Consider the following 21096-nt stretch of genomic DNA (forward strand, 5'->3'; position numbering starts at 1 on the left):
TGTAGCGGGAACAGGACTCGAACCTGTGACCTTCGGGTTATGAGCCCGACGAGCTGCCTACTGCTCTATCCCGCGATGTTTCGGGTGCAAAGATACAGCGATTTTTGAGAATTCCAATGAAAATTTTAAAAAATGTTTTATTTTCTGTATTAACTTGATATGACTACCTTTGCAAAATAAATATTACGCAAATGTCACATAAAGCAGGTTTTGTAAACATCATCGGGAATCCAAATGTTGGAAAATCGACACTAATGAACGCTTTTGTTGGAGAAAGATTATCCATCATCACATCAAAAGCACAAACAACACGCCACAGAATTCTTGGAATTGTAAACGGCGATGATTTTCAACTCGTACTTTCAGATACTCCCGGAATTATAAAACCGGCTTATGAAATGCAGGAGTCGATGATGAATTTCGTAAAATCGGCTTTTGAAGATGCTGATATTTTAGTTTACATGGTCGAAATAGGAGAGCAGAATTTAAAAGACGAGGATTTCTTCAAGAAAATCTTTTACGCTAAAATCCCGGTTTTACTGCTGCTGAATAAAATCGACAATTCGAATCAGGAACAATTAGAAGAGCAGGTGGCATTCTGGAAAGAAAAAGTACCTAATGCCGAAATTTTCCCAATCTCGGCTCTTCAGAACTTTAATGTTCCGGAGGTTTTCGACAGAATTCTTCAATTATTACCGGAATCACCCCCTTATTACCCAAAAGACCAACTGACCGATAAACCGGAACGTTTTTTTGTAAACGAAACCATTCGTGAAAAAATTCTGCTGAACTACAGCAAAGAAATTCCCTATGCAGTAGAAATCGTAACCGAAGAATTTCTGGAAGACGACAAAATTATCCGAATCCGTTCTGTGATTATGGTAGAGCGTGATACACAAAAAGGAATCATCATAGGACACAAAGGTGCTGCTCTAAAGAAAGTAGGAACAGATGCCCGTGCTGATCTGGAGAAATTTTTCGGAAAACAAATTCACCTGGAACTCTATGTTAAAGTGAACAAAAACTGGAGAAGCAACGCCAATATGCTTAAACGATTTGGTTATAATCAGTAAAATGTTTTCAGTCTCCGTTTTCAGTCACAGTACGGAAACTAAAATCAATAAGGAAACAGCTCCTGAAAAAGTAGTCCGTTTTCAGTTTATAGTCACAGTTGTATCAGTTTTTTTACTGAATACTTAAAACTGTTAACTGCAAACTAAAAAAGACTACCTTTGCAAAAAATTTAAATAAGGTGTTTTGGATTTATAATTTATTGTGATTTAGTCAAAAACAAAATCTAAAATTGTAAATCTGAAATCTAAAATTCAAAAAAATGAATAACATTGTTGCGATAGTAGGAAGACCTAATGTGGGGAAATCAACCCTTTTCAATAGGCTGATACAAAGAAGAGAAGCTATTGTAGATTCAGTATCTGGGGTTACCCGTGATAGAAACTATGGTAAAAGCGAGTGGAACGGAAAAGAGTTTTCTGTCATTGATACCGGAGGATACGTTCGCGGATCTGACGATATTTTTGAAGGTGAAATCCGTAAACAGGTAGAATTGGCAATAGACGAAGCCGATGTTATTATTTTTGTGGTAGACGTTGAAGAAGGTATTACACCAATGGATGAAACGGTGGCTAAATTACTTCGTAAAGTGACTAAACCGGTTTTACTGGCTGTAAACAAAGTCGACAACGCCATGCGTGAAAAAGACGCTGTGGAGTTCTATAACCTGGGTCTGGGAGATTATTATACTTTCGCCAGTATTTCAGGAAGCGGAACGGGAGATCTGTTAGATGCTTTAATTGAAGCTTTTCCGGTTAAACCCGAGCCGGTTGAGGTTGCAGAAGAACTGCCTCGTTTTGCGGTAGTAGGACGTCCAAACGCCGGAAAATCAAGTTTTATTAATGCCTTAATTGGGCAGGACCGCTATATTGTAACCGATATTGCCGGAACAACCCGTGATGCCATTGATACCAAATTTGACCGTTTTGGTTTTGAGTTTAATTTAGTAGATACGGCCGGAATTCGTCGTAAAGCAAAAGTTAAAGAAGATTTAGAATTTTACTCGGTAATGCGTTCTGTAAGAGCGATTGAACATGCCGATGTTTGTATACTGGTAATCGATGCTACCCGCGGATTTGAAGGGCAGGACCAGAGTATTTTCTGGCTGGCAGAGAAAAACCGAAAAGGAGTAGTCATTTTGGTTAACAAATGGGATCTGGTTGAAAAAGATACCATGTCGAGCCGTGATTACGAAGAAAAAATCCGCAAAGAATTAATGCCGTTTACCGATGTGCCAATCTTATTCGTTTCGGCCTTAACCAAACAGCGTTTATTAAAAGCACTGGAAGCTACGGTTCAGGTTTTTGAAAACAGAAAACAAAGAATTTCGACTTCTAAGTTCAACGAATACATGCTGAAAGTAATCGAAGCTTATCCGCCGCCGGCAATGAAAGGGAAATACGTAAAAATTAAATACTGTATGCAGCTGCCAACACAAACACCTCAGTTTGTTTTCTTCGCCAATCTGCCGCAATATGTAAAAGAACCATATAAGCGATACCTGGAAAATAAAATTCGTGATCACTGGGATTTTGCAGGAGTTCCGATTGATATTTACATCAGAGAAAAATAATTTTTTTAAACATACCAAAAGGCCGCGTTTTCAAATTTCGAAAATGCGGCCTTTTTATAAGATATATAGCTAAGCTTCGTAAAAGAATATTTGTTCCAGAGGTGAAGCCCCGTCAGAATCTCCATAATCCCCGTTGTGTTTTCGGGTAGAAGAATACAGTTTCAGCGTATAGGTGCAGCGGGTCATATCGGCCGGCGGATTGTTAAGCTGAGAACTGTTGTTTGTTCTTTCGTCAACAACCGGAAGTGTATTGATTACCCCGTCTGCAATATCCCTTTCTACCGTATGACTGTTGTTGTTTAAATGCAGGCTGCAGGCCGCCAGATACGGATGATAAAGGGTGTATTTGGCATGTATCGTGCCGCTTATAGGGCTGCACAAACTGCTGTCTTCCAGTTCTTTTATTGACAATTGTCTGTAAATAGGATTATTGTTCATGACAACAGAATTCAGTGTTTTTCCGTTTCCACCAATAATCGCAAAATTATTTGTCGCTTTGTCAATTACTTCTCTGATTTCAAAACGGATGGCGAATTTTTCAACCGGGATTTTACTTCCGCCCGGAATATTCTGCCCGGGATTAATACTTCCCGAAGCAATACTGGCAGCGGTTGTTAGTTTAGTGGTGTTTAAGGAAATCAGTGTATCTTCTTCAATAATGTTGTAAAGGGCTAAATCTGCCGGGGTTAATCCCACTTCAATCAGCGTTCTTTCAATCGCATGGTTAACATCAAACCAGCCTTCGGCATCAAAATCACTTTGGTGGCTGTATACAAATATATCATTCAGAATAAAAGAAAAAACTTTACGGGTCAGTTTTGAAACCACACTGGGAACAAATAAATCAGGTGTAACCCCGATGATTTTGGTAAAATTAGACTCCGGTAAACTTACAGTATTGTTAGGAGCCGTTGTATCACTGATTCTAAAACGGTATTCGACCGGATTTCCCGCAGCCGATTTTAAAGCCGCCTGACCCGTTAACCGGATTACTGAAAACAGCACATTTTTACCAGTTCCCGCATAACCATCGGCATCAAAATCATGAATACCAGTTCCGTAAGAAGAACTGAAAGCATTCCCAATTCCGGTCCAGGCACTTGGAAAATTAGGATCACCGGGATCTACTACATTTACTTCGGCGCATAAATTAACACACAAGCAGAAACCTACATTTTTACGCGCATCGGCTTTTGTTTCATCGACGATTTTGGTTCCGCCCAGTTCCGCTTTAAAATAAACATCCGGACCGCTGTGGAAAGAAAGAAAACTAGGATCCGTTTCGATATTAATCCAGGGAGATAAAAACGTTTTTTTGAAGTCGGCAGAAGTATAATCAATTCTAAAGTGCCCATTGGCATCCGTTGTGGCTGATCCCAAATTGTCATCGGTTAAAAAATCAGCATCCATGGCCGTAACTTTTGCATTCGGGATTGGAGTGTTGGTTCGGCAGTTCATCAAATGACCGCAGATCACCCAGGCATCAAAAAAGTGCCCGCGAATATAACACCACCATTTATGGGCAATGAAATATTCCCATCTGTAATTTTGGTCTTTGGCTTGTTTTTCAAGTTCGGCACTCATAGACAGCGTCATTATATGCAGCTGTACGATTTCCTCTCTTCTAGGTTTTGGATGTTTGGGCGGAACAGATCCGCAGACAAAATCAATATCAAAACTGGAGTTAAAATGTCTTTCGTCAATTTCAACTGCAAAATTGCCTTCAGCATCTGTTTTGGTTTTATAAGCCAGTAATTCTGCCCGTTGTTTAGCCTCTTCTTTGGAAACAAAACGAAACGTTTCTTTTGCATTCACAGCCGTTTCAGAGGCAGTATCTGTTTTTCTATAGGGATGATAAATTAAAATTTCAACTTCAGATACCGCTTCAATACAGTCCTCACACACATATCCTTTTAAGGAACCTTTAAAAATATTTCTCATGATCATTGGTTTTTAGTTGTCTACTCTTATCAGTTTTCGACTTTTCTGTCATACTCTTTTTTAGGATTTTCTGAATACTCCTTATATTTGTTATGGCAAAGTTTTTGAATTTTAATGAAGCGGTACTTAGGTGAAATACGGTTTTTATCAGGGCATTTTTACCCTTTTTTATCGAATGTAAAGTATTGTTTTTTAGTGATTTATGTGTTTTTGTTGAGGTAGGCGAAAGTTTTTTTTAAAGAGCGGGGATTTCTAAATGGCACGTTATTTGGTTAAATGTGAAAACTACAATTAAACCTTTTCGGTTTTTTGAAGTCTAACCCGTCTAACTAACCTAATTTTATGATCAGAATTTATTCCTTTTTATCATTTCTTTTTCTTTTTGTCTCTGCTGCCCAGGCGCAGAATGACATCACCCTTAAAGGGACAGTACTCGATGTCAATACCCAGCTGCCCTTAGAAATGGCAACCGTTTATTTTACAACCATTAAAGATTCTACCGTTATTGAATACGCTACTACAGACAAAAACGGTGCTTTTAGAATGGATATCAAAAAATATGAAAAACCTGTTTTTTTAAAGGTGAGTTATATGGGATATCAAACTTACTTTGAAGAGTACAAAGGACTTACCGAGAGTAAAGATTTTGGTAAATTGTACATGATTGAAAATGTAAATGCCCTAAATGATGTTGTGATTAAAACGGAAGCAGCGCCCATTACCATCAAAAAAGATACTTTAGAATTTAATGCGGCTTCCTATAAAGTACGTCCTGATTCGAATGTAGAAACGCTCCTGAAACAACTGCCGGGATTTGATATTGATAATGACGGGAAAATTACAGTAAACGGGCGAGAAGTCAATCAGGTTCTCGTAAACGGAAAAACCTTTTTTGATAAAGACGGTGCTATTGCTATTAAAAATTTACCAGCTGATATTATTAAAAAAGTCCAGGTTTCGGATTTTAAAACCAAAAAAGAAGAACTTTCAAAACAAGAATCCACTTCCGATTTTTCGAGTATCAATATTACAATTGATGAAAAGAAAAACAAAGGTTATTTTGGTAAGATCATGGGCGGTTATGGTACCGATGATCGTTATGAAGCCAATATAAACCTTAACTATTTCAATAATAAACAAAAGATAAGTCTGCTGGCATCTTCCAATAATATCAATTCAACCGGATTTTCGATGGATGATGTTTTTGATAATATGGGCGGCGGCCGTAACAGCAGTGGAAGAGGCGGAAGTACCAGTTCTGGCGGAGGAGGAAAAGGAATTACACAATCTAATTTAGTCGGGGTTAACTATTCTGACGACTGGACTGAAAAATTGCTGGCTATGGGAAGTTATAATTTTTCGAACACCGTCAATAAAAACGATAGTAAGTCAAATGAAGTTGTTTTTCAGCCAACCGGAAATAATATAACACAAAGCGAATCTAAATCCAGAAATGAAAACACAGGTAATAATGCCAATTTTGAACTGGAGTATAAGTTAGATCCTAAAACCCGAATTGTAGTTGCTCCAAAAGTAAGCCAGTCACGAACAAATGGTGTTTCATCATCTTTTAGCTCTACAGAAGATGAAGATGGAAATGCACTGAATAAAAGTGAGGGAAGCTCAATCTCTGAAGGTACAAACACAAATTTTGCCAACACCATAAACTTTAATAAGGCTTTTGATAAAAAAGCCCGTAATTTCAGTTTTGTTTTTACAAATAATAATACAGACAGCGATTCTGACGGGCTCAATATCTCTGAAACCATTTATTATGCAGGGACTACACCAAATGATTTAAGAAATCAGAATGTAAAAAAGAGAGCTGTAAGTGATAGTTACTCTGCAGACATAGAATATACAGAGCCAATAACCGATTCATTGCGAATTAGAATTGGTACCGATTTAGACTGGAAAAGCAATAGTAATGATCAAAAAACATACAATTTCAGCGAAGATACTCAGGCCTATACAGATTATGATTCAAGATTTAGTAATTATACCAGTTCTGTTCAAAATTCATTTACGCCAAAAGTTGGAGTTACGCTGCAAAAAAACAAGTTTACTGTAAATCTGGACAGCCGGACTTCAATTGTAAATTTTGAGAATTATTCGCTTTATCAAAATACAGCAACAGATTTAAGTAAAAAATATGCCCTGCCTTTTGCAACTGCTTTATTGCGATATAAATTTAACCGTTCTAAAAACTTATCATTCAAGTATGATTATTCAAATGCATTACCTTCAGCCAGTCAGTTAATGCCGATTGTAAATTTAAACAACCCTTTGAATACCATTATTGGAAATCCTGATTTGAAACCGGTGGAAAAAAACAGTGTTAATTTCCAGTTTAGAAATTACGATTTTAGATCTCGTTCAGGTTACAGCTTTAATGTAAAAGGAGATTATTATAATAATGATATTGTTTCTATTTCCAGTTTTAATGAAAGCGGGCAAAAGGAAACTACCTATACAAATATTTCCGGTGTTTATAATCTTTCCCTGGGAGCAAACTGGAATCAACAAATCAAAAAAGATGCACATACACTGCGATATGGCTTAGGTTTAAGCGGAAATTATTCTTTTGATAAAGGATATACCAATGAAATTTTATATAATTCTAAATCTTTCGGAATCACTCCAAAAGTATATATGTCTTATGATTACGGAGAGGTATTAACAATTGCACCATCGTATAATTTGTCATACAATCAGTCTAAATATGAAAATTATTTACTGGGTCAGACTTCAAATGTTGTACACAGAATTAATTTACAGACAACATCCTACTGGCCGGAGAATTTAGTTTTTGGAAACGATTTTGGATATACATATAATTCCAACATTTCAGACGGATTTAAAAAAGATTTCTTCCTTTGGAATACCAGTTTATCGTATGGATTTTTGAATAAAACATTATATGCAAAGGTTAAGGTTTATGATTTGTTAAACCAAAATCAAAGCGCAACAAGAACGATTTCTGCAACATCGATTCGTGATGAAGAAAATACCGTTTTAAGACGTTATGTAATGTTCTCTCTGGCTTATAAAATTGGAAATTTTGCCGGAGCTGAAAAAGGAGGAAAGAGAAGACCAAGAGAATAGGTTTTTCCTGAGGTTCAAAGGGACAAAGGTTAAAGGCGAAGAGAACGAAAACCATTAAATAGAAAAAAAATCCTAAATCAAATTTGATTTAGGATTTTTTGTATAATCAGATCTTGCGATCGATTCTGTGATAAAAAGTAAACCTGATAATATCACGATCGTAAAAATCAACTCCGCTGGCACGTCTCTGATAACTCTTTAAATAACCTAATTCCAGTCCGATATTGGGATTAATATGATAACGCAGGGCCGCATAAAAGCGATTCTGGTCAAAAGTATTTCTCTTGTTGTCTTTTCCGTAATTAAAGAGAATTTCGTCTGAAATGGTGACTTTTAGACTTTGTTTTTCTTTTTTCCAGAGATCAAAGGTTGACTGTAAACGGTATCGAAAACGATAAGCAAAAGAAAAATCATCCAGTAATTCTGTTTTAGTGGCCTTTTGAATAAAACGCTCTTCCAGCTGAAACCGGTTATGAAAGGTAATTTTGGCAATGTCATTGATAAAGGTAACATCCTGCTGTGCCCTGTATTCGGGAACTGAATAATCAGGATCAGTATTAGGGTCTTGTGTGTTGACATTAAAATAAGCAAAGCCGCCGCCCAGATCTGCAATTTTAGAAACCCTGTATCGTCCCTGAACTCTTATTACAAACAAGTTTTGATGAACAGGATTCACAAAACTACGGTTGTCGAATTCAGAATGAAGGGCCCATTTTTCGGTTAAAGGAAAAATGTTGTAATAACGAATCCAGGTCAGTGTCTGCTGATCTGTTTTCTTTTGGTTTTGGGCTGACAGAAATAAAGGTGTAAAGCACAAAACAAATGCAAATTTGTAAAATTTCATTTAACCGGGATACTTTCAGGCTGCGAATATAGGCAAACTGAAATAGACGCCCTATCCTGAAATTTATTTTTTTATTGCGTTTTTCAGCTGATTTTGTGATTCTTCTGTTTTTTTAAAGAAGAAATTTAAATAGAAGAACAATCTTCTGAATCAAAAACCAGGTAGTTTTCGTTTTGTAAATTCAGGAAAGATTCTAGCTCAGGGATTATTTCCATTTCTAAAAAACGAACTTCAGGATTGTTTTGATTTTCATTTTTGATGCTGGCTGTTAAAGGAACCTTTTTTACCGAAGTTTTGTTTTTGTAGTTCAGGATATAACTAAACCTGCCGGATCCTGATTTTGTTGTGATGTTTAGAATAGTATGAAGTTCTATAATTTTCTTATTGCCCACAGGTGTGTAGATATAAAAGAAATTATCTGTTTTATCGAAAATAAAAATGGTTTTGTTTCTGACCTTAAGTTTGTAAAGGCTGTTAAGAAACAACAGTACACTGATAAAAACAGAAAGTACTATCCCTTTTTTGAAATCATTGGAATGAGATAAAGTGATTCCAACTATCAGAATGACTATGCTCAAAAAAGTGTTGAGAATAATATTTGATCTTTCGTACCAATACGGTTCATAAGAAATCTGACTGGCTGATATTTTAAAATTGTAATAGTTCTGCATTATTGGCGTTTAATTTAGTCTTATTGTAAATCCAGTGAGATGAAGAAATATTTATTTGAAAAACAGTAAATGTCATGGATAAAAATGAGGCGGAATACTACTATACGTTTTTAGAATAACAGTTTTAGTTTTTTTTAAACCTTTTGCATAAAAAAAGCGAGATGTATTTCAAACACATCTCGCTTTTTTATTTAAACTAACTAACTTGTTTACAAAGAATATTTTAATGTAATACCATAAGTTCTCTGATCTCCCAGTACACCGGCATATTGTCCTGCATTTCCTCCGGCCGGCAGCAGCTGCTCATAGTAATCTTTGTTTAAAAGGTTACGTCCCCAGAAATGAACAGACAAACCTTGTGAAGCACGGAAACCTAATCGGGCATTAAAAATAGCGTACCCCTGAACCACTAAATACTTAGAAGCGGAAGGACTTGATGAAAATTCTGAGCGCGCGTAAGAATCAACAGCAAGGAAAATTTTTCCTGCATTCCCGAAGAATCTGGCACGATCAGAAAGTTCTCCTCCAAGAGAACCTGCCCATCTTGAAGCTCCCGGTAAATCAGTTCCCGATACATCTTTGAAAGATACCGATGCTCCTGTTTCTTCTAAAGGTAGCGGGGCATTGGTAAATTTCACATAAGTACCATCAGTATAAGTTACAGCCCCATTTATGGTCAGGTTCTGGCTTACCACAAAACTTCCGTCTACTTCAACACCCTGTACACGTACTTTGTCAGCATTGGCAAGATAACCGCGGTTTACACCCAATTCAGCAGCCTGAACGTTGGTTTGGAAATCTTTAATATCCGTTTTAAATAAAGCAATATTAAAGATAGAGTTTTTGAAAGGAGAAGTTTTTACTCCTACTTCATAATGATACACTTTTTCCGGTTTAATCACAGCAAGTTCTAATAGCGGTTCTCCAGCGGAGTTTGTTGGAAGACCAGCAACGTTTACTCCAACGGGTTTATAGCTTTTTGCAAAAGTTCCGTAAGCATTGATTTTGTCTGAAGCTTTAAAAGTCACCGTAATATTTCCGGAAAAGTCAGTGTTGTCAGTACTTGAATCAAATGCCTGGTTAGAATAAACCAGTTTCTTTAAAGCCAGTAATTGCGGATCTGTAGTTTGTAATCCTCCATAAGTTGTACGGGCATAATGGGCATCTTTTTTGTCAAAATTATATCGTAAACCTGGTAAAACATGTAAACGGTCGGTAATAGCCCAGTCAATTTGTCCAAATACTGCGGCACTCGAAGCCCTGATTCTGGCATCTGTTTTAATTCCGTAACCTTCAAAAAGTCCCGGAGTTTTCCATAAGTCACTTGTTGTACTTTGAGAGAATCTCCATTGCGCACTTCCGGATTCTTCTGTTCCGTCTGTCTGTGATGTCTGGTCAATAAAGAATACTCCGGCTACACCGCTTATTTTAGATGTAATTTGTCCGGCATAACGAACCTCCTGCGTAATCTGGGTTTGTCTGGTTGGGTTTTGTGACTTAGCTAATACCTGTAAGCCTGTAAAATCCCTGTCATTTGACGGATCCCAGTTCCAGAAACGCCATGCTGTTGTAGAAGTTAATGTTCCTCCGCCAATTTTAGTGTCAACATTTAAAGACAAACCTCCCATGTCCTGATTAGAACGCCAGGGTGTATCCTGATCAATTTTACGGTCAAAAGCATTTAAGCTTGGTAACTGATAATTTAAATCGGCAATAATAGCGTCAAATTGTCTGTAAGCTGCTCTTTGCGTTGGAGCAACTCCGGCAACTACCTGAGCATACCCGTCCGGGCGCTGCGTGGTAATGTCTGCAGCAAAAATAACATTTGTATTTACGGTTGGAGTCCAAAGCAACTGCCCTCTGATTCCCTGATTGTTTAAAGTATTGGTAGGTCTTCCCGTTGCAATATTATCAACTAAACCGTCACGTGAAGTACCTGAAAAAGATATTCTCCCGGCAACTTTATTCCCTAAAGCACCTGTCACAGATGCTTTGGCCTGCAGGAATGAATAATTTCCATAACTCACTTCAAAATCAGCACTCGACGTAAAACTTGGTTTGCGTGTGGTAATATTGAAAGCTCCTGAAGTAGTGTTTTTTCCAAACAATGAACCTTGCGGCCCGCGTAAAACCTCAATCTGTTCTACATCAATAAAGTCCAGGGTAGTGGCAGCCGGACGGGCGTAGTAAACTCCGTCGACATAGAAACCTACTCCCGGGTCAATTCCGTCATTAGTCAATCCAAAAGGCGAGCCCAGACTTCTGATGTTGATTCCGGTATTTCTTGGGTTTGAAGAATAAAGCTGAACAGATGGTACTAATTCTTTAATACGGTTCACGTTAAACGCGCCGGTTTGTTCGGCTTGTTTTCCTGTAATTACAGAAATGGCAATAGGCACATCCTGAACTTTTTCAATTCTTCGTCTTGAAGATACAACAACTTCTATAAGTTCGTTTTCCTCTTTTAAAGCTACCTGAACCGGATTTGCAGGTATAGCAGTAAGTTCGATTTCGGCAGTTGTATATCCTACGTACTGAACTAAAAGGGTAAGAGGCAGTCTTCCGTTTGAATCGATGGTAAATTTTCCGCTGTTATCGGTAACAGCACTGTATGTAGTTCCTTTAATTACCACGTTTACGGCTTCTAAAGGAATGTTTTCACTTGTAGTAACGACACCTTCAATGTTTTGTGCAAATGAGACAGAAAAGGTTAAAAAGAATAGAACTGTAAATATATTTTGTATAGATGTTTTCATTTTTATATTAAGTATATGTGATTAGTAGAATTTAAAAATAAATTTTTTTAAATCAACATATACACATCATCAATGAAACGCTGTTCACGGTTGTGAAACGTCTGTTTTGATTTTCGTTTAAAAAATTGGCTACACCTGAGGGACTAAATTGTACTTTCATGAGTTAGAATTTTGTAAATGGTTTGTTAATTATTTTTTGCAAATATATACATAAATTCTATCGATTTACTAGGAATTAGAAAATATTTTTTTATTTCTTTACTAATGAAGCGATTGTAATGCCTTCCATAGCCTTTAAAGTTTTGTCTCTAATAAGCATTAAACCGTGGCGCAGGTTGCATTCTGACTCGGTTTTACAATCAGAGCAAGGCTCGTAAAAATTTAAAGAAGCACATGGCAAAAGGGCAATTGCACCGTCAAATAATCGGTGAATTTCTGCCAGAGTGATGTCATTTTTGGATTTAATCAGATAGTATCCGCCAAATTTTCCCTGCTTACTGCTTACAAAACGACCGCGTTTCAGGTCCAGTAAAATCTGTTCCAAAAACTTTTTAGGAATATTGGCTCCATCAGCAATTTCCACAGTTCTGGAAATGTGATTTTCGTCTTGCTCTGCTAAATAAAGTAAGGCCTTAAGGGCGTATTTTGCTTTATGTGATAACATCTATCTTAAATTGTAAAATGTAAATGTATGATTTTTTAATGTTGAAACCTAAAACTTGAAACTTGAAAAGAGGAAAAGTTCAAACAAAATAAATTTACCAGCTTCCGCCAGAACCTCCTCCTGAGAATCCGCCTCCGCCAAATCCACCACCGAAGCCGCCGCCGCCGGATGATCCGCCTCCAAAACCTCCAAATCCGCCGCTGCTTCTTCCAAGATTGCTTAATATGATGGCATCCAGAAGGCTTGGTCCGCCGCCATGGCTGCCTCCGGAATTACCGCCGCCTTTTTTGCCTCTGGAAAGTAAAAATAACACAATGAGAGCAATAATAACGATGGGCAGCGTCGGGAAATTCCTTTTAGGCTGTTTGCGCTCGCCTTTGTATTTGCCTTTAAAAACATCAAAAAGAGCATCGGCGCCTTTGTCAAGTCCCTGGTAATAACTTCCGGCCTTAAATTCGGGAATAATAATATTTCGGATGATTTCTCCCCCGATTCCGGCGGTTAAACGATCTTCTAATCCGTAACCCGGAGAAATCCATATTTTTCTTTCGTTTTTAGCCAGCAGAATTAAAACACCATTGTCTTCTTTTGCCTGACCGATTCCCCATTCATGGGCCCATTTTGGTGTAAGGATACCAATATCTTCGCCTTTAAGGCTTTCAATACTAATAACGACAATCTGAGTGGAAGTAGAATCGGAATAACGAATTAATTTTTCTTCTAACTGTGTTTTTTCGGAAGCACTTAAAACATTGCCATAATCGTAAACAGAAGTCTGAAAATCCGGTTTTTTAGGAATATCAAATTGTGCAGAAGCACAAGTGACGGTAAACAAAGCGATTAGAGAAAAGAATAATTGAAAGATTCCTTTGGAATTTGGGATTTGATTTTTGGAATTTTTCATTATTTATCCTTTTGAGATTTCGTTAGATAATTCGTTAACATCGTCTTCTGATGACGGAAAGTATTTTTTGAGCTGTTCACCGGCATTCAGAATACCATCTACAATTCCCTGTTTAAAATTTCCGGCTTTAAAATGATTCATCATAATGTCTTTGGTGCAGTCCCAAAAATCGTCTGCCACCTGATCATTAATTCCTTTATCGCCGCAGATTACGAAGTTTTTGTCTTCTACTGCAAAATAGAGCAGTACTCCATTTTGTAATTTGGTTTCATCCATCCGTAATTCATGAAAAACTTCTAAAGCTCTGTCATAATGAGCCTTAGAAGCTGTTTTTTCTATATGTACTCTAATTTCGCCAGAAGTATTATTTTCGGCCATACGAATAGCTTCAACAATTTCGTGCTCTTCTTCTTTGGTTAAAAAATCTTCTACTTTTGACATGGGAAAAATTTTAGAGTTTAGTCCCGATCCCGAAACTTCGGGACGGGATAGATTTTAAATTTTTGTGTAAAACTTTCTTAGAATTTTACTTCAACTGCTTTTTCTGCTCCTGTAGAGGCTTCGAAATATGGTTTTTCTTTAAGACCAAACATACCTGCCAGTATATTTCTTGGGAAAGTATTAATGTTATTGTTGTAAGGTTTAACCGCTTCGTTAAAACGGGTTCTGGCTGTTAAGATTTGATTTTCTGTACTGGTCAATTCATCCTGTAACTTCATAAAGCTTGCATCAGCTTTTAGATTTGGATATTGTTCGACACTTACCAGTAATTTTGATAAAGACGATGAAACACCCGATTGTGCAGAATTGAATGCTGCTAATTGTTCTGGTGTCACATTTGACGGGTCAATAGTAATTCCTGTTGCTTTAGCACGAGCTTCGATAACAGCGGTTAAAGTAGTTTGTTCGTGTTTAGCATATCCCTTTACCGTATTTACTAAATTAGGTATAAGATCGTTTCTTCTCTGATATGCGGTATTAACATTTCCCCAGCTTTCTTTCACGTTTTGATCAAGTGTAACAGCCGTATTGTAAATGCCGCTTGCCCAGCTGTATAATCCGATAACTATTACAGCTACAACTCCAAGAATGATTAATCCTTTTTTCATATTTGTTTTTGATTTAAGTTTTTATTTCTATTTTTAATTACAATTCGTTTTTTATGTCGTTCAATTGTGTTTTTATGGACTCTAATTTACGTATTATTTCGAATTTATCTAACGTTTTCTTCTGTCCTTCTTTTAGGTGGGTTTTGGCTCCTTCAAGCGTAAAACCTCTTTCTTTTACCAAATGATAAATGAGCTGCAGATTGGTGATGTCCTCAGGCGTAAACATTCTGTTGCCTTTGGCATTTTTTTTTGGTTTCAGGATATCAAACTCACTGTCCCAGAATCGTATTAAGGATGCATTGACATTAAAAGCTTTGGCTACCTCGCCAATGCTGTAATATCTTTTGTCTTTGGAAAGCTCAATGTGCATGTTTTTTCGTTCTAATTTATTTCAAAAATAATACATTTTGCAGTATTAATCTAATGACTGGTTTTCCTGGTTGGCCATTTGTGAAATAACCACATATTCGGCCGCTGAAATATTGCCGTAATAGAAGTTCAGCGGATTTACAACCTTACCGTCTTTATGTACTTCATAATGACAATGCGGCCCTTCAGATCTTCCAGTGCTTCCTACATAACCTATTACATCGCCTCTTTTTACTTTTTGTCCCGGTCGGCAGTTGTATTTGCTTAAATGGGCATAGAGGCTTTCATATCCAAAACCATGCCTGATTACGACATGGTTTCCAAAGCCCGAGGCTGTATTGTCAGCTCTTGCCACCACACCGTCGCCTGTGGCATAAACCGGAGCTCCCGTATTGGCTGTAAAGTCCATTCCGTTATGCATTTTCCGTACTTTTGTAAAAGGGTCAATGCGATACCCAAAGCCGGATGCAACTCTTTTTAAATTTTCATTACGCACGGGCTGAATGGCCGGAATAGCCAGTAAAAGGTTTTCTTTGGTGCTGGCCAGTTTCAGAATGTCATCTAATGATTTAGACTGTATGGCCAGTTCTTTGTATAATTTGTCGACTCGTTTGGTGGTGTTTAAAACCAGCTGCGAATTGTTATATCCTTCCAGGACTTTATATCTTTCGGGATTTCTGAAACCAGCTTTTCGGACAGAATCCGGAATTTCGGCTTTGTTAAAATAAATTCGGTAAATATTATTATCACGTTCTTCAAGGGCATCCGCAACAGCGTCGATTTCGTCCAGTTTTTTATTCAAAATGGCATACTGAAGCTTTAAATTCTCAATTTCGCGGGCCTGTAAACGATCTTTAGGAGTTTCAAAATAGGGGGTATTAATTAAAAGAACAAAAACTAAAAAACCAAACAACGCTGAAGCCAGTAAAAACAGTAAAGCATAACCAATTTTTATTCTTTTTCTGGTTTTTATTTTCGTATAAGCCAGATTTTCTGAGTCGTAATAATATTTTACTTTCGCCATATTTTAAAATACGCTATTTTTGCACCCTGTAAAATGAGTTAGACGAACAAAATTACTAAATGTTTCATTTGTCCGGCGCTTTTTTACAAGAATTAATGATTAGATATTGGGGCTATTTTATCATTAGATAATGCGCAAAATAGGCAATTTATTGTTTATAATATAAGTTTTTTGAATTCATTATAAAAAACTTAACGCACCATCAAATGAATAAATTATCTAATAGTCTAATTTTCAAATTGGCACATTAAACAGACACATTTTTCTAATTTAAATATGAAATCACAAGACGTACGTAAACAATTTTTAGATTTTTTTGAGAGTAAAGGGCATACTATTGTTCCTTCAGCTCCTATTGTACTTAAAGACGACCCAACCTTAATGTTCAACAACTCGGGAATGGCCCAGTTTAAAGAATTTTTCTTAGGAAACGGAACTCCAAAAAGTCCAAGAATAGCCGATACGCAAAAATGTCTTCGTGTTTCAGGAAAACATAATGATCTTGAAGAGGTAGGGATCGATACCTACCACCATACTATGTTTGAAATGTTAGGAAACTGGTCTTTTGGAGATTATTTCAAAAAAGAAGCGATCAACTGGGCCTGGGAATTATTGACAGAAGTGTACAAAATTCCAAAAGAAAATCTTTATGTTTCTGTTTTTGAGGGAAGTAAAGAAGATAATGTTCCGTTTGACCAGGAAGCCTGGGATATCTGGAAAACTTTAATCGACGAAGACCGAATTATCCTTGGAAACAAAAAAGATAATTTCTGGGAAATGGGAGATCAGGGACCATGCGGACCTTGTTCTGAAATTCATGTTGATTTACGTTCTGAAGTAGAAAAAGCTCAGGTTTCCGGAAAAAGCTTAGTAAACAATGATCACCCGCAGGTAGTTGAAATCTGGAATAACGTATTCATGGAATTCAACCGTAAAGCGGATGGATCCTTAGAAAAACTTCCGGCACAACACGTAGATACCGGAATGGGATTTGAGCGTTTGTGTATGGCTTTACAAGGAAAGACATCCAACTATGATACGGATGTTTTCATGCCTTTAATCAGAGAAATCGAAACCATTACCGGAGCAAAATATACCACTAATGATGTAACAGGAATTAGTGAAGAACAAAATAAAATGAATATCGCTATTCGTGTAGTAGCAGATCACGTTCGTGCGGTAGCATTTGCTATTGCTGATGGACAGCTGCCTTCTAACACGGGTGCAGGATATGTGATTCGTAGAATTTTACGTCGTGCCATTCGTTACGGATTTACTTTCTTAGGAACAAAAGAGCCATTTATTTTTAGATTAGTGGAGACTTTAAGTGAGCAGATGGGAGATTCTTTCCCGGAAATAAGAACACAGAAAGCACTTTGTTCGAATGTAATTCGTGAAGAAGAAAACTCATTCCTAAAAACATTAGATCAGGGATTGATCCTTTTAGATGCTGTAATTTTAAACAATACAGGAGATACTGTTGATGGTAAAAAAGCATTTGAATTGTATGATACTTATGGATTCCCAATCGATTTAACCGCTTTAATTCTTTCTGAAAGAGGATTGAAACTGGACGAAGAAGGATTCCAGGAACAGTTACAATTACAAAAAGAAAGATCTCGTGCAGCATCAAAAGTAACGGCAGGAGACTGGAATGTACTTGTAGAAGATGATATTCAGGAATTTATTGGATATGACAGATTATCACATCAGGTAAAAATCACGAAATACCGCAGAGTTGAAAGTGCAAAAGACGGTGAGATTTTCCAATTGGTCTTCAACGCAACTCCATTTTACGGAGAAAGCGGAGGACAAACGGGAGATAAAGGCTATTTAGAAGCTCAAAATGGGGATATCGTTTACATTATCGATACGAAAAAAGAAAATAACCAAACGATACATTTAGCAAAATCGCTGCCAGAAAACCTTACCGGAACTTTTAATGCGGTTGTTGATGCTAATCAGAGAGCTAAAACTTCGTCAAATCACTCGGCTACGCATTTATTGCACCAAGGTTTGCGCAAGATTTTAGGAACGCATATTGAGCAGAAAGGTTCGATGGTAAGAAATGCTTCATTGCGTTTTGACTTTTCTCATTTCTCTAAAGTTACTGATGAAGAATTGGTAGAAGTTGAAAACTTTGTAAATGCAAGAATTCGTGAAAGTTTACCTTTAATCGAAAAAAGAGCCATTCCAAAAGAGCAGGCTTTAGAAGAAGGCGCAATTGCTTTATTTGGTGAGAAATATGGTGATTTAGTTCGTATGATTAAATTCGGTGATTCTGTCGAATTATGCGGAGGAACACACGTTGCGAATACATCAGATATCTGGCATTTTAAAATTGTTTCAGAAGGGGCGGTTGCGGCTGGAATCAGAAGAATTGAAGCGATTACAAGTGAAGCTGCAAAAGAATATTTTGAATCACAGGCTGTTTCTTTAAGCGAAATTAAAGAAGCACTTAAAAATGCTCAGGATCCTGTGAAATCTATTTTAGCTTTACAAGACGAAAATGCTCAGTTGAAAAAACAATTAGAAGCTTTATTAAAAGATAAGGCTAAAAATATGAAAGCGGATTTAGCTAAAGAATTACAGGAAATCAACGGAGTTCAGTTCTTAGCTAAACAAGTAGATCTAAATCCGGAGGGAGCAAAAGATTTAGCTTACGAATTAGGAGGTTCTTATAACAACTTATTTGTAGTTTTTGCTACAGCTCACGAAGGAAAACCAATGTTAACATGTTACATTTCGAAAGAAATTGCAGCAGCCAAAAACTTAAACGCAGGACAAGTAGTTCGTGAATTAGGAAAATACATCCAGGGTGGTGGAGGAGGTCAGCCTTTCTTCGCTACTGCCGGAGGTAAAAATGTTGACGGAATTGGAGAGGCTTTAGCAAAAGCTGTAGATTTCATTAAATAATTAAAGGCACTAAGAGTCTAAGATAGTAAGGTTCTAAGTTTTTATAAAAGTAAACCCGATAGATTTTTAAAATCTGTCGGGTTTTGTGTTTAATTCAATAGCGTCCAGCTTTAGTTGGATGAAAAAGATAAGAATTAAAAAAGGGCTTTAGCCAAACCATGATGTTTGGCTAAAGCCCTTTAATTTTAAATTATTATACATCCAGCTAAAGCTGGACGCTATTCAAAAAAACTTAGAACCTTAGCAACTTAGCACCTCAGAACCTTTAGAAAAACTACTTTCTTTCCCCAATCTGCTGGCGCCACATAGCATAATAGAGTCCTTTTTCGACAATTAAATCTTCGTGTTTACCCTGCTCAATGATTTTACCCTGTTCTAAAACAAAGATTCTATCCGCATGCATGACGGTTGATAATCGGTGTGCAATCAGAACCGTGATTCGGTCTTTACCAGAAATGTTTCGGATAGTATCGTTGATTTCTTCCTCTGTGATTGAATCCAAAGCCGAAGTAGCTTCATCGAAAATCAGTAAATTTGGATTTCTCAGAATAGCCCTTGCAATAGACAAACGCTGTTTTTCACCACCTGAAACTTTAATTCCGCCTTCTCCGATTGTAGTATTTAAACCGTCTTCGGCACGTTTAAGAAGTTTTTCACAGCTCGCGCGCTGCAATGCATCGTACAGCTCTTCGTCGGTTGCGTTGGGTTTTACGAATAATAAATTTTCACGAATGGTTCCCGAGAATAACTGGGCATCCTGAGTTACAAACCCCAATTGTTTTCTGAGATCTAATAAATCAATATCTGTAGAATCGATATCATTGTACAAAATTTCACCTTCTGCAGGAGTGTACAATCCAACGAGTAATTTTACCAGAGTGGTTTTACCGGATCCGGATGGGCCTACAAAAGCTACTGTCTGCCCTTGTTTAATTTCGAAATTGATATTTTCAACCGCTTTGAATTTAGCTGTTTTATGCTGGAAACTTACATTTGAGAATAATAATGATTCGATTGTACCAATGTGTTTTGGATTTGTCGGGCGAAATTCTTTTGGAGCGCTTAATAAGTTTTTAAAATTTTCCATGGAAACTTTTGTCTCATTCAGAGCGATAATAAAGTTTCCTAATTCCTGTAAAGGGCCAAAAATAAAGAACGTGAAAAATACCATTGTCAATAAATCTCCCACGATAATTTTTCCTCCAAACAGGAAATAATACAAAGCAAAGACCACACAGGTTCTTAAAAAGTGAACCGTTGTTCCCTGAATAAAACTTAAACTTCTGATGAAACGGATTTTCTCCAGTTCCAATTGGAGGATTTTAAACGTATTCAGATTTAAACGTTTCTCTTCCTGATAGGTTAACCCAAGACTTTTAACCAATTCGATATTTCGTAAACTTTCGGTTGTAGAGCCTGCCAGGGCATTCGTCTGGTTTACAATTTTTCGCGAAACAATTTTGATCTTTTTACCCAGATATAAACTTACCAAAGCAATAATTGGGGCTGTAACGAGAAAGATAACCGAAATACGGAAATCGATTCGGGCCACATAAAAAAAGACAAATAAAAATCCAATGATGGTCTGAAAAATTAAAGAAATAGAAAGGGTAATAAGCTTTTCGGAGTCAATTCGGACTTTGGTGAGCTTACTTAAAGTTTCACCACTTCGCTGGTCTTCAAATTCAGCATACGGAAGGTCTAAGGATTTTTTAATCCCGTCCGTATACATCTGGGCACCAGTTCTCTGGATGACTACATTGGTAAAGTAATCCTGAAAGTTTTTTGTGATTCTGGAAATCATGGCGGCCCCAAGCGATAAACCAAGCCAGAAACACAGTGATTTGATAAAACCCATTTCATTTCCGGCATATTTGGCAATGCCAACACCACAGTCCTGCATGAGTTTACCGGTAATAATAGAATCTGATAAGCTGAAACAAATGTTTATAGTAGCCATAATCAAAGCAAAAAACAGTAAAAGTTTGTGCTTGACTATATAAGAATATAATAATTTCATAAGGGAATATTAAAAAAATGCAAGATGCAAAAGTAATGAATTGTTTGAGTTTGTAGAGTCGATTTTTGTTATTAAAAATGTAATTTTTTTTAACCGTTGCTGAACATCTTTTTATAATGAAGCTGATTT

15 protein-coding genes and 1 tRNA gene are annotated in these 21096 nt (G+C 36.9%); 4 read left to right on the plus strand and 12 right to left on the minus strand.

The features are described 5' to 3' along the window. Positions 1-2: 2 nt before the first annotated feature. Positions 3-75: transfer RNA gene (locus ACODST_RS14890), tRNA-Met, on the minus strand. 116 nt (positions 76-191) lie between these two features. On the opposite strand from ACODST_RS14890, the gene era reads away from it, so the two are divergent. Next, positions 192-1073 carry a GTPase Era gene (gene era, locus ACODST_RS14895; RefSeq protein ID WP_488932907.1) on the plus strand — a complete coding sequence of 294 codons (882 nt, stop codon included), beginning with the start codon at positions 192-194 and terminating at the stop codon, positions 1071-1073. 260 nt (positions 1074-1333) lie between these two features. Next, on the plus strand, positions 1334-2644 hold the full coding sequence (gene der / locus ACODST_RS14900) for a ribosome biogenesis GTPase Der (RefSeq protein WP_488932908.1): 1311 nt from the start codon (positions 1334-1336) through the stop codon (positions 2642-2644). A 69-nt stretch (positions 2645-2713) separates the two neighbouring features. Here the strand turns inward: der and ACODST_RS14905 are convergent, their stop codons facing one another. Next, entirely contained in the window at positions 2714-4585 is a 1872-nt protein-coding gene (locus ACODST_RS14905) for a transthyretin-like family protein (RefSeq protein WP_488932909.1), read from the minus strand. 342 nt (positions 4586-4927) lie between these two features. Between ACODST_RS14905 and ACODST_RS14910 the strand changes: the two genes are divergently transcribed. Beyond that, positions 4928-7690 carry an outer membrane beta-barrel protein gene (locus tag ACODST_RS14910; protein WP_488932910.1) on the plus strand — a complete coding sequence of 921 codons (2763 nt, stop codon included), beginning with the start codon at positions 4928-4930 and terminating at the stop codon, positions 7688-7690. Between the two features lie 106 nt (positions 7691-7796). Here the strand turns inward: ACODST_RS14910 and ACODST_RS14915 are convergent, their stop codons facing one another. The 9 genes from ACODST_RS14915 to ACODST_RS14955 all read right to left on the minus strand — a co-directional run bounded on the left by ACODST_RS14915 (position 7797) and on the right by ACODST_RS14955 (position 16031). Beyond that, positions 7797-8534, minus strand: coding sequence for a DUF2490 domain-containing protein (locus ACODST_RS14915; RefSeq protein ID WP_488932911.1), 738 nt, complete (start codon positions 8532-8534; stop codon positions 7797-7799). 125 nt (positions 8535-8659) lie between these two features. Next, positions 8660-9205 (minus strand): hypothetical protein, encoded by a 546-nt coding sequence (locus ACODST_RS14920; RefSeq protein ID WP_488932912.1) that lies wholly within the window; start codon positions 9203-9205, stop codon positions 8660-8662. Positions 9206-9414: 209 nt separating this feature from the next. After that, entirely contained in the window at positions 9415-11961 is a 2547-nt protein-coding gene (locus ACODST_RS14925) for a TonB-dependent receptor (RefSeq protein ID WP_488932913.1), read from the minus strand. A 250-nt stretch (positions 11962-12211) separates the two neighbouring features. Next, a complete protein-coding gene (locus ACODST_RS14930) occupies positions 12212-12625 on the minus strand; it encodes an RrF2 family transcriptional regulator (RefSeq protein ID WP_135221884.1) in 414 nt (137 codons plus the stop codon). A 94-nt stretch (positions 12626-12719) separates the two neighbouring features. Then, positions 12720-13529 (minus strand): TPM domain-containing protein, encoded by an 810-nt coding sequence (locus ACODST_RS14935; RefSeq protein ID WP_488932914.1) that lies wholly within the window; start codon positions 13527-13529, stop codon positions 12720-12722. Positions 13530-13532: 3 nt separating this feature from the next. Then, a complete protein-coding gene (locus ACODST_RS14940; protein WP_488932915.1) occupies positions 13533-13970 on the minus strand; it encodes a TPM domain-containing protein in 438 nt (145 codons plus the stop codon). 77 nt (positions 13971-14047) lie between these two features. Beyond that, positions 14048-14638 (minus strand): LemA family protein, encoded by a 591-nt coding sequence (locus ACODST_RS14945; RefSeq protein WP_488932916.1) that lies wholly within the window; start codon positions 14636-14638, stop codon positions 14048-14050. A 37-nt stretch (positions 14639-14675) separates the two neighbouring features. After that, a complete protein-coding gene (locus tag ACODST_RS14950) occupies positions 14676-15008 on the minus strand; it encodes a MerR family transcriptional regulator (protein ID WP_012023968.1) in 333 nt (110 codons plus the stop codon). Between the two features lie 45 nt (positions 15009-15053). After that, on the minus strand, positions 15054-16031 hold the full coding sequence (locus tag ACODST_RS14955) for a peptidoglycan DD-metalloendopeptidase family protein (protein ID WP_488932917.1): 978 nt from the start codon (positions 16029-16031) through the stop codon (positions 15054-15056). A 276-nt stretch (positions 16032-16307) separates the two neighbouring features. Here ACODST_RS14955 and alaS point away from each other — a divergent pair, with 276 nt between their 5' ends. Further along, positions 16308-18947, plus strand: a complete 2640-nt coding sequence (gene alaS, locus ACODST_RS14960; protein ID WP_488932918.1) for an alanine--tRNA ligase — start codon at positions 16308-16310, stop codon at positions 18945-18947. Between the two features lie 274 nt (positions 18948-19221). On the opposite strand, the gene ACODST_RS14965 is transcribed toward alaS, so the two are convergent. Continuing rightward, positions 19222-20967, minus strand: coding sequence for an ABC transporter ATP-binding protein (locus ACODST_RS14965; protein ID WP_488932919.1), 1746 nt, complete (start codon positions 20965-20967; stop codon positions 19222-19224). Positions 20968-21096: the final 129 nt, after the last annotated feature.

The organism is Flavobacterium sp. FG19 (assembly GCF_057809475.1).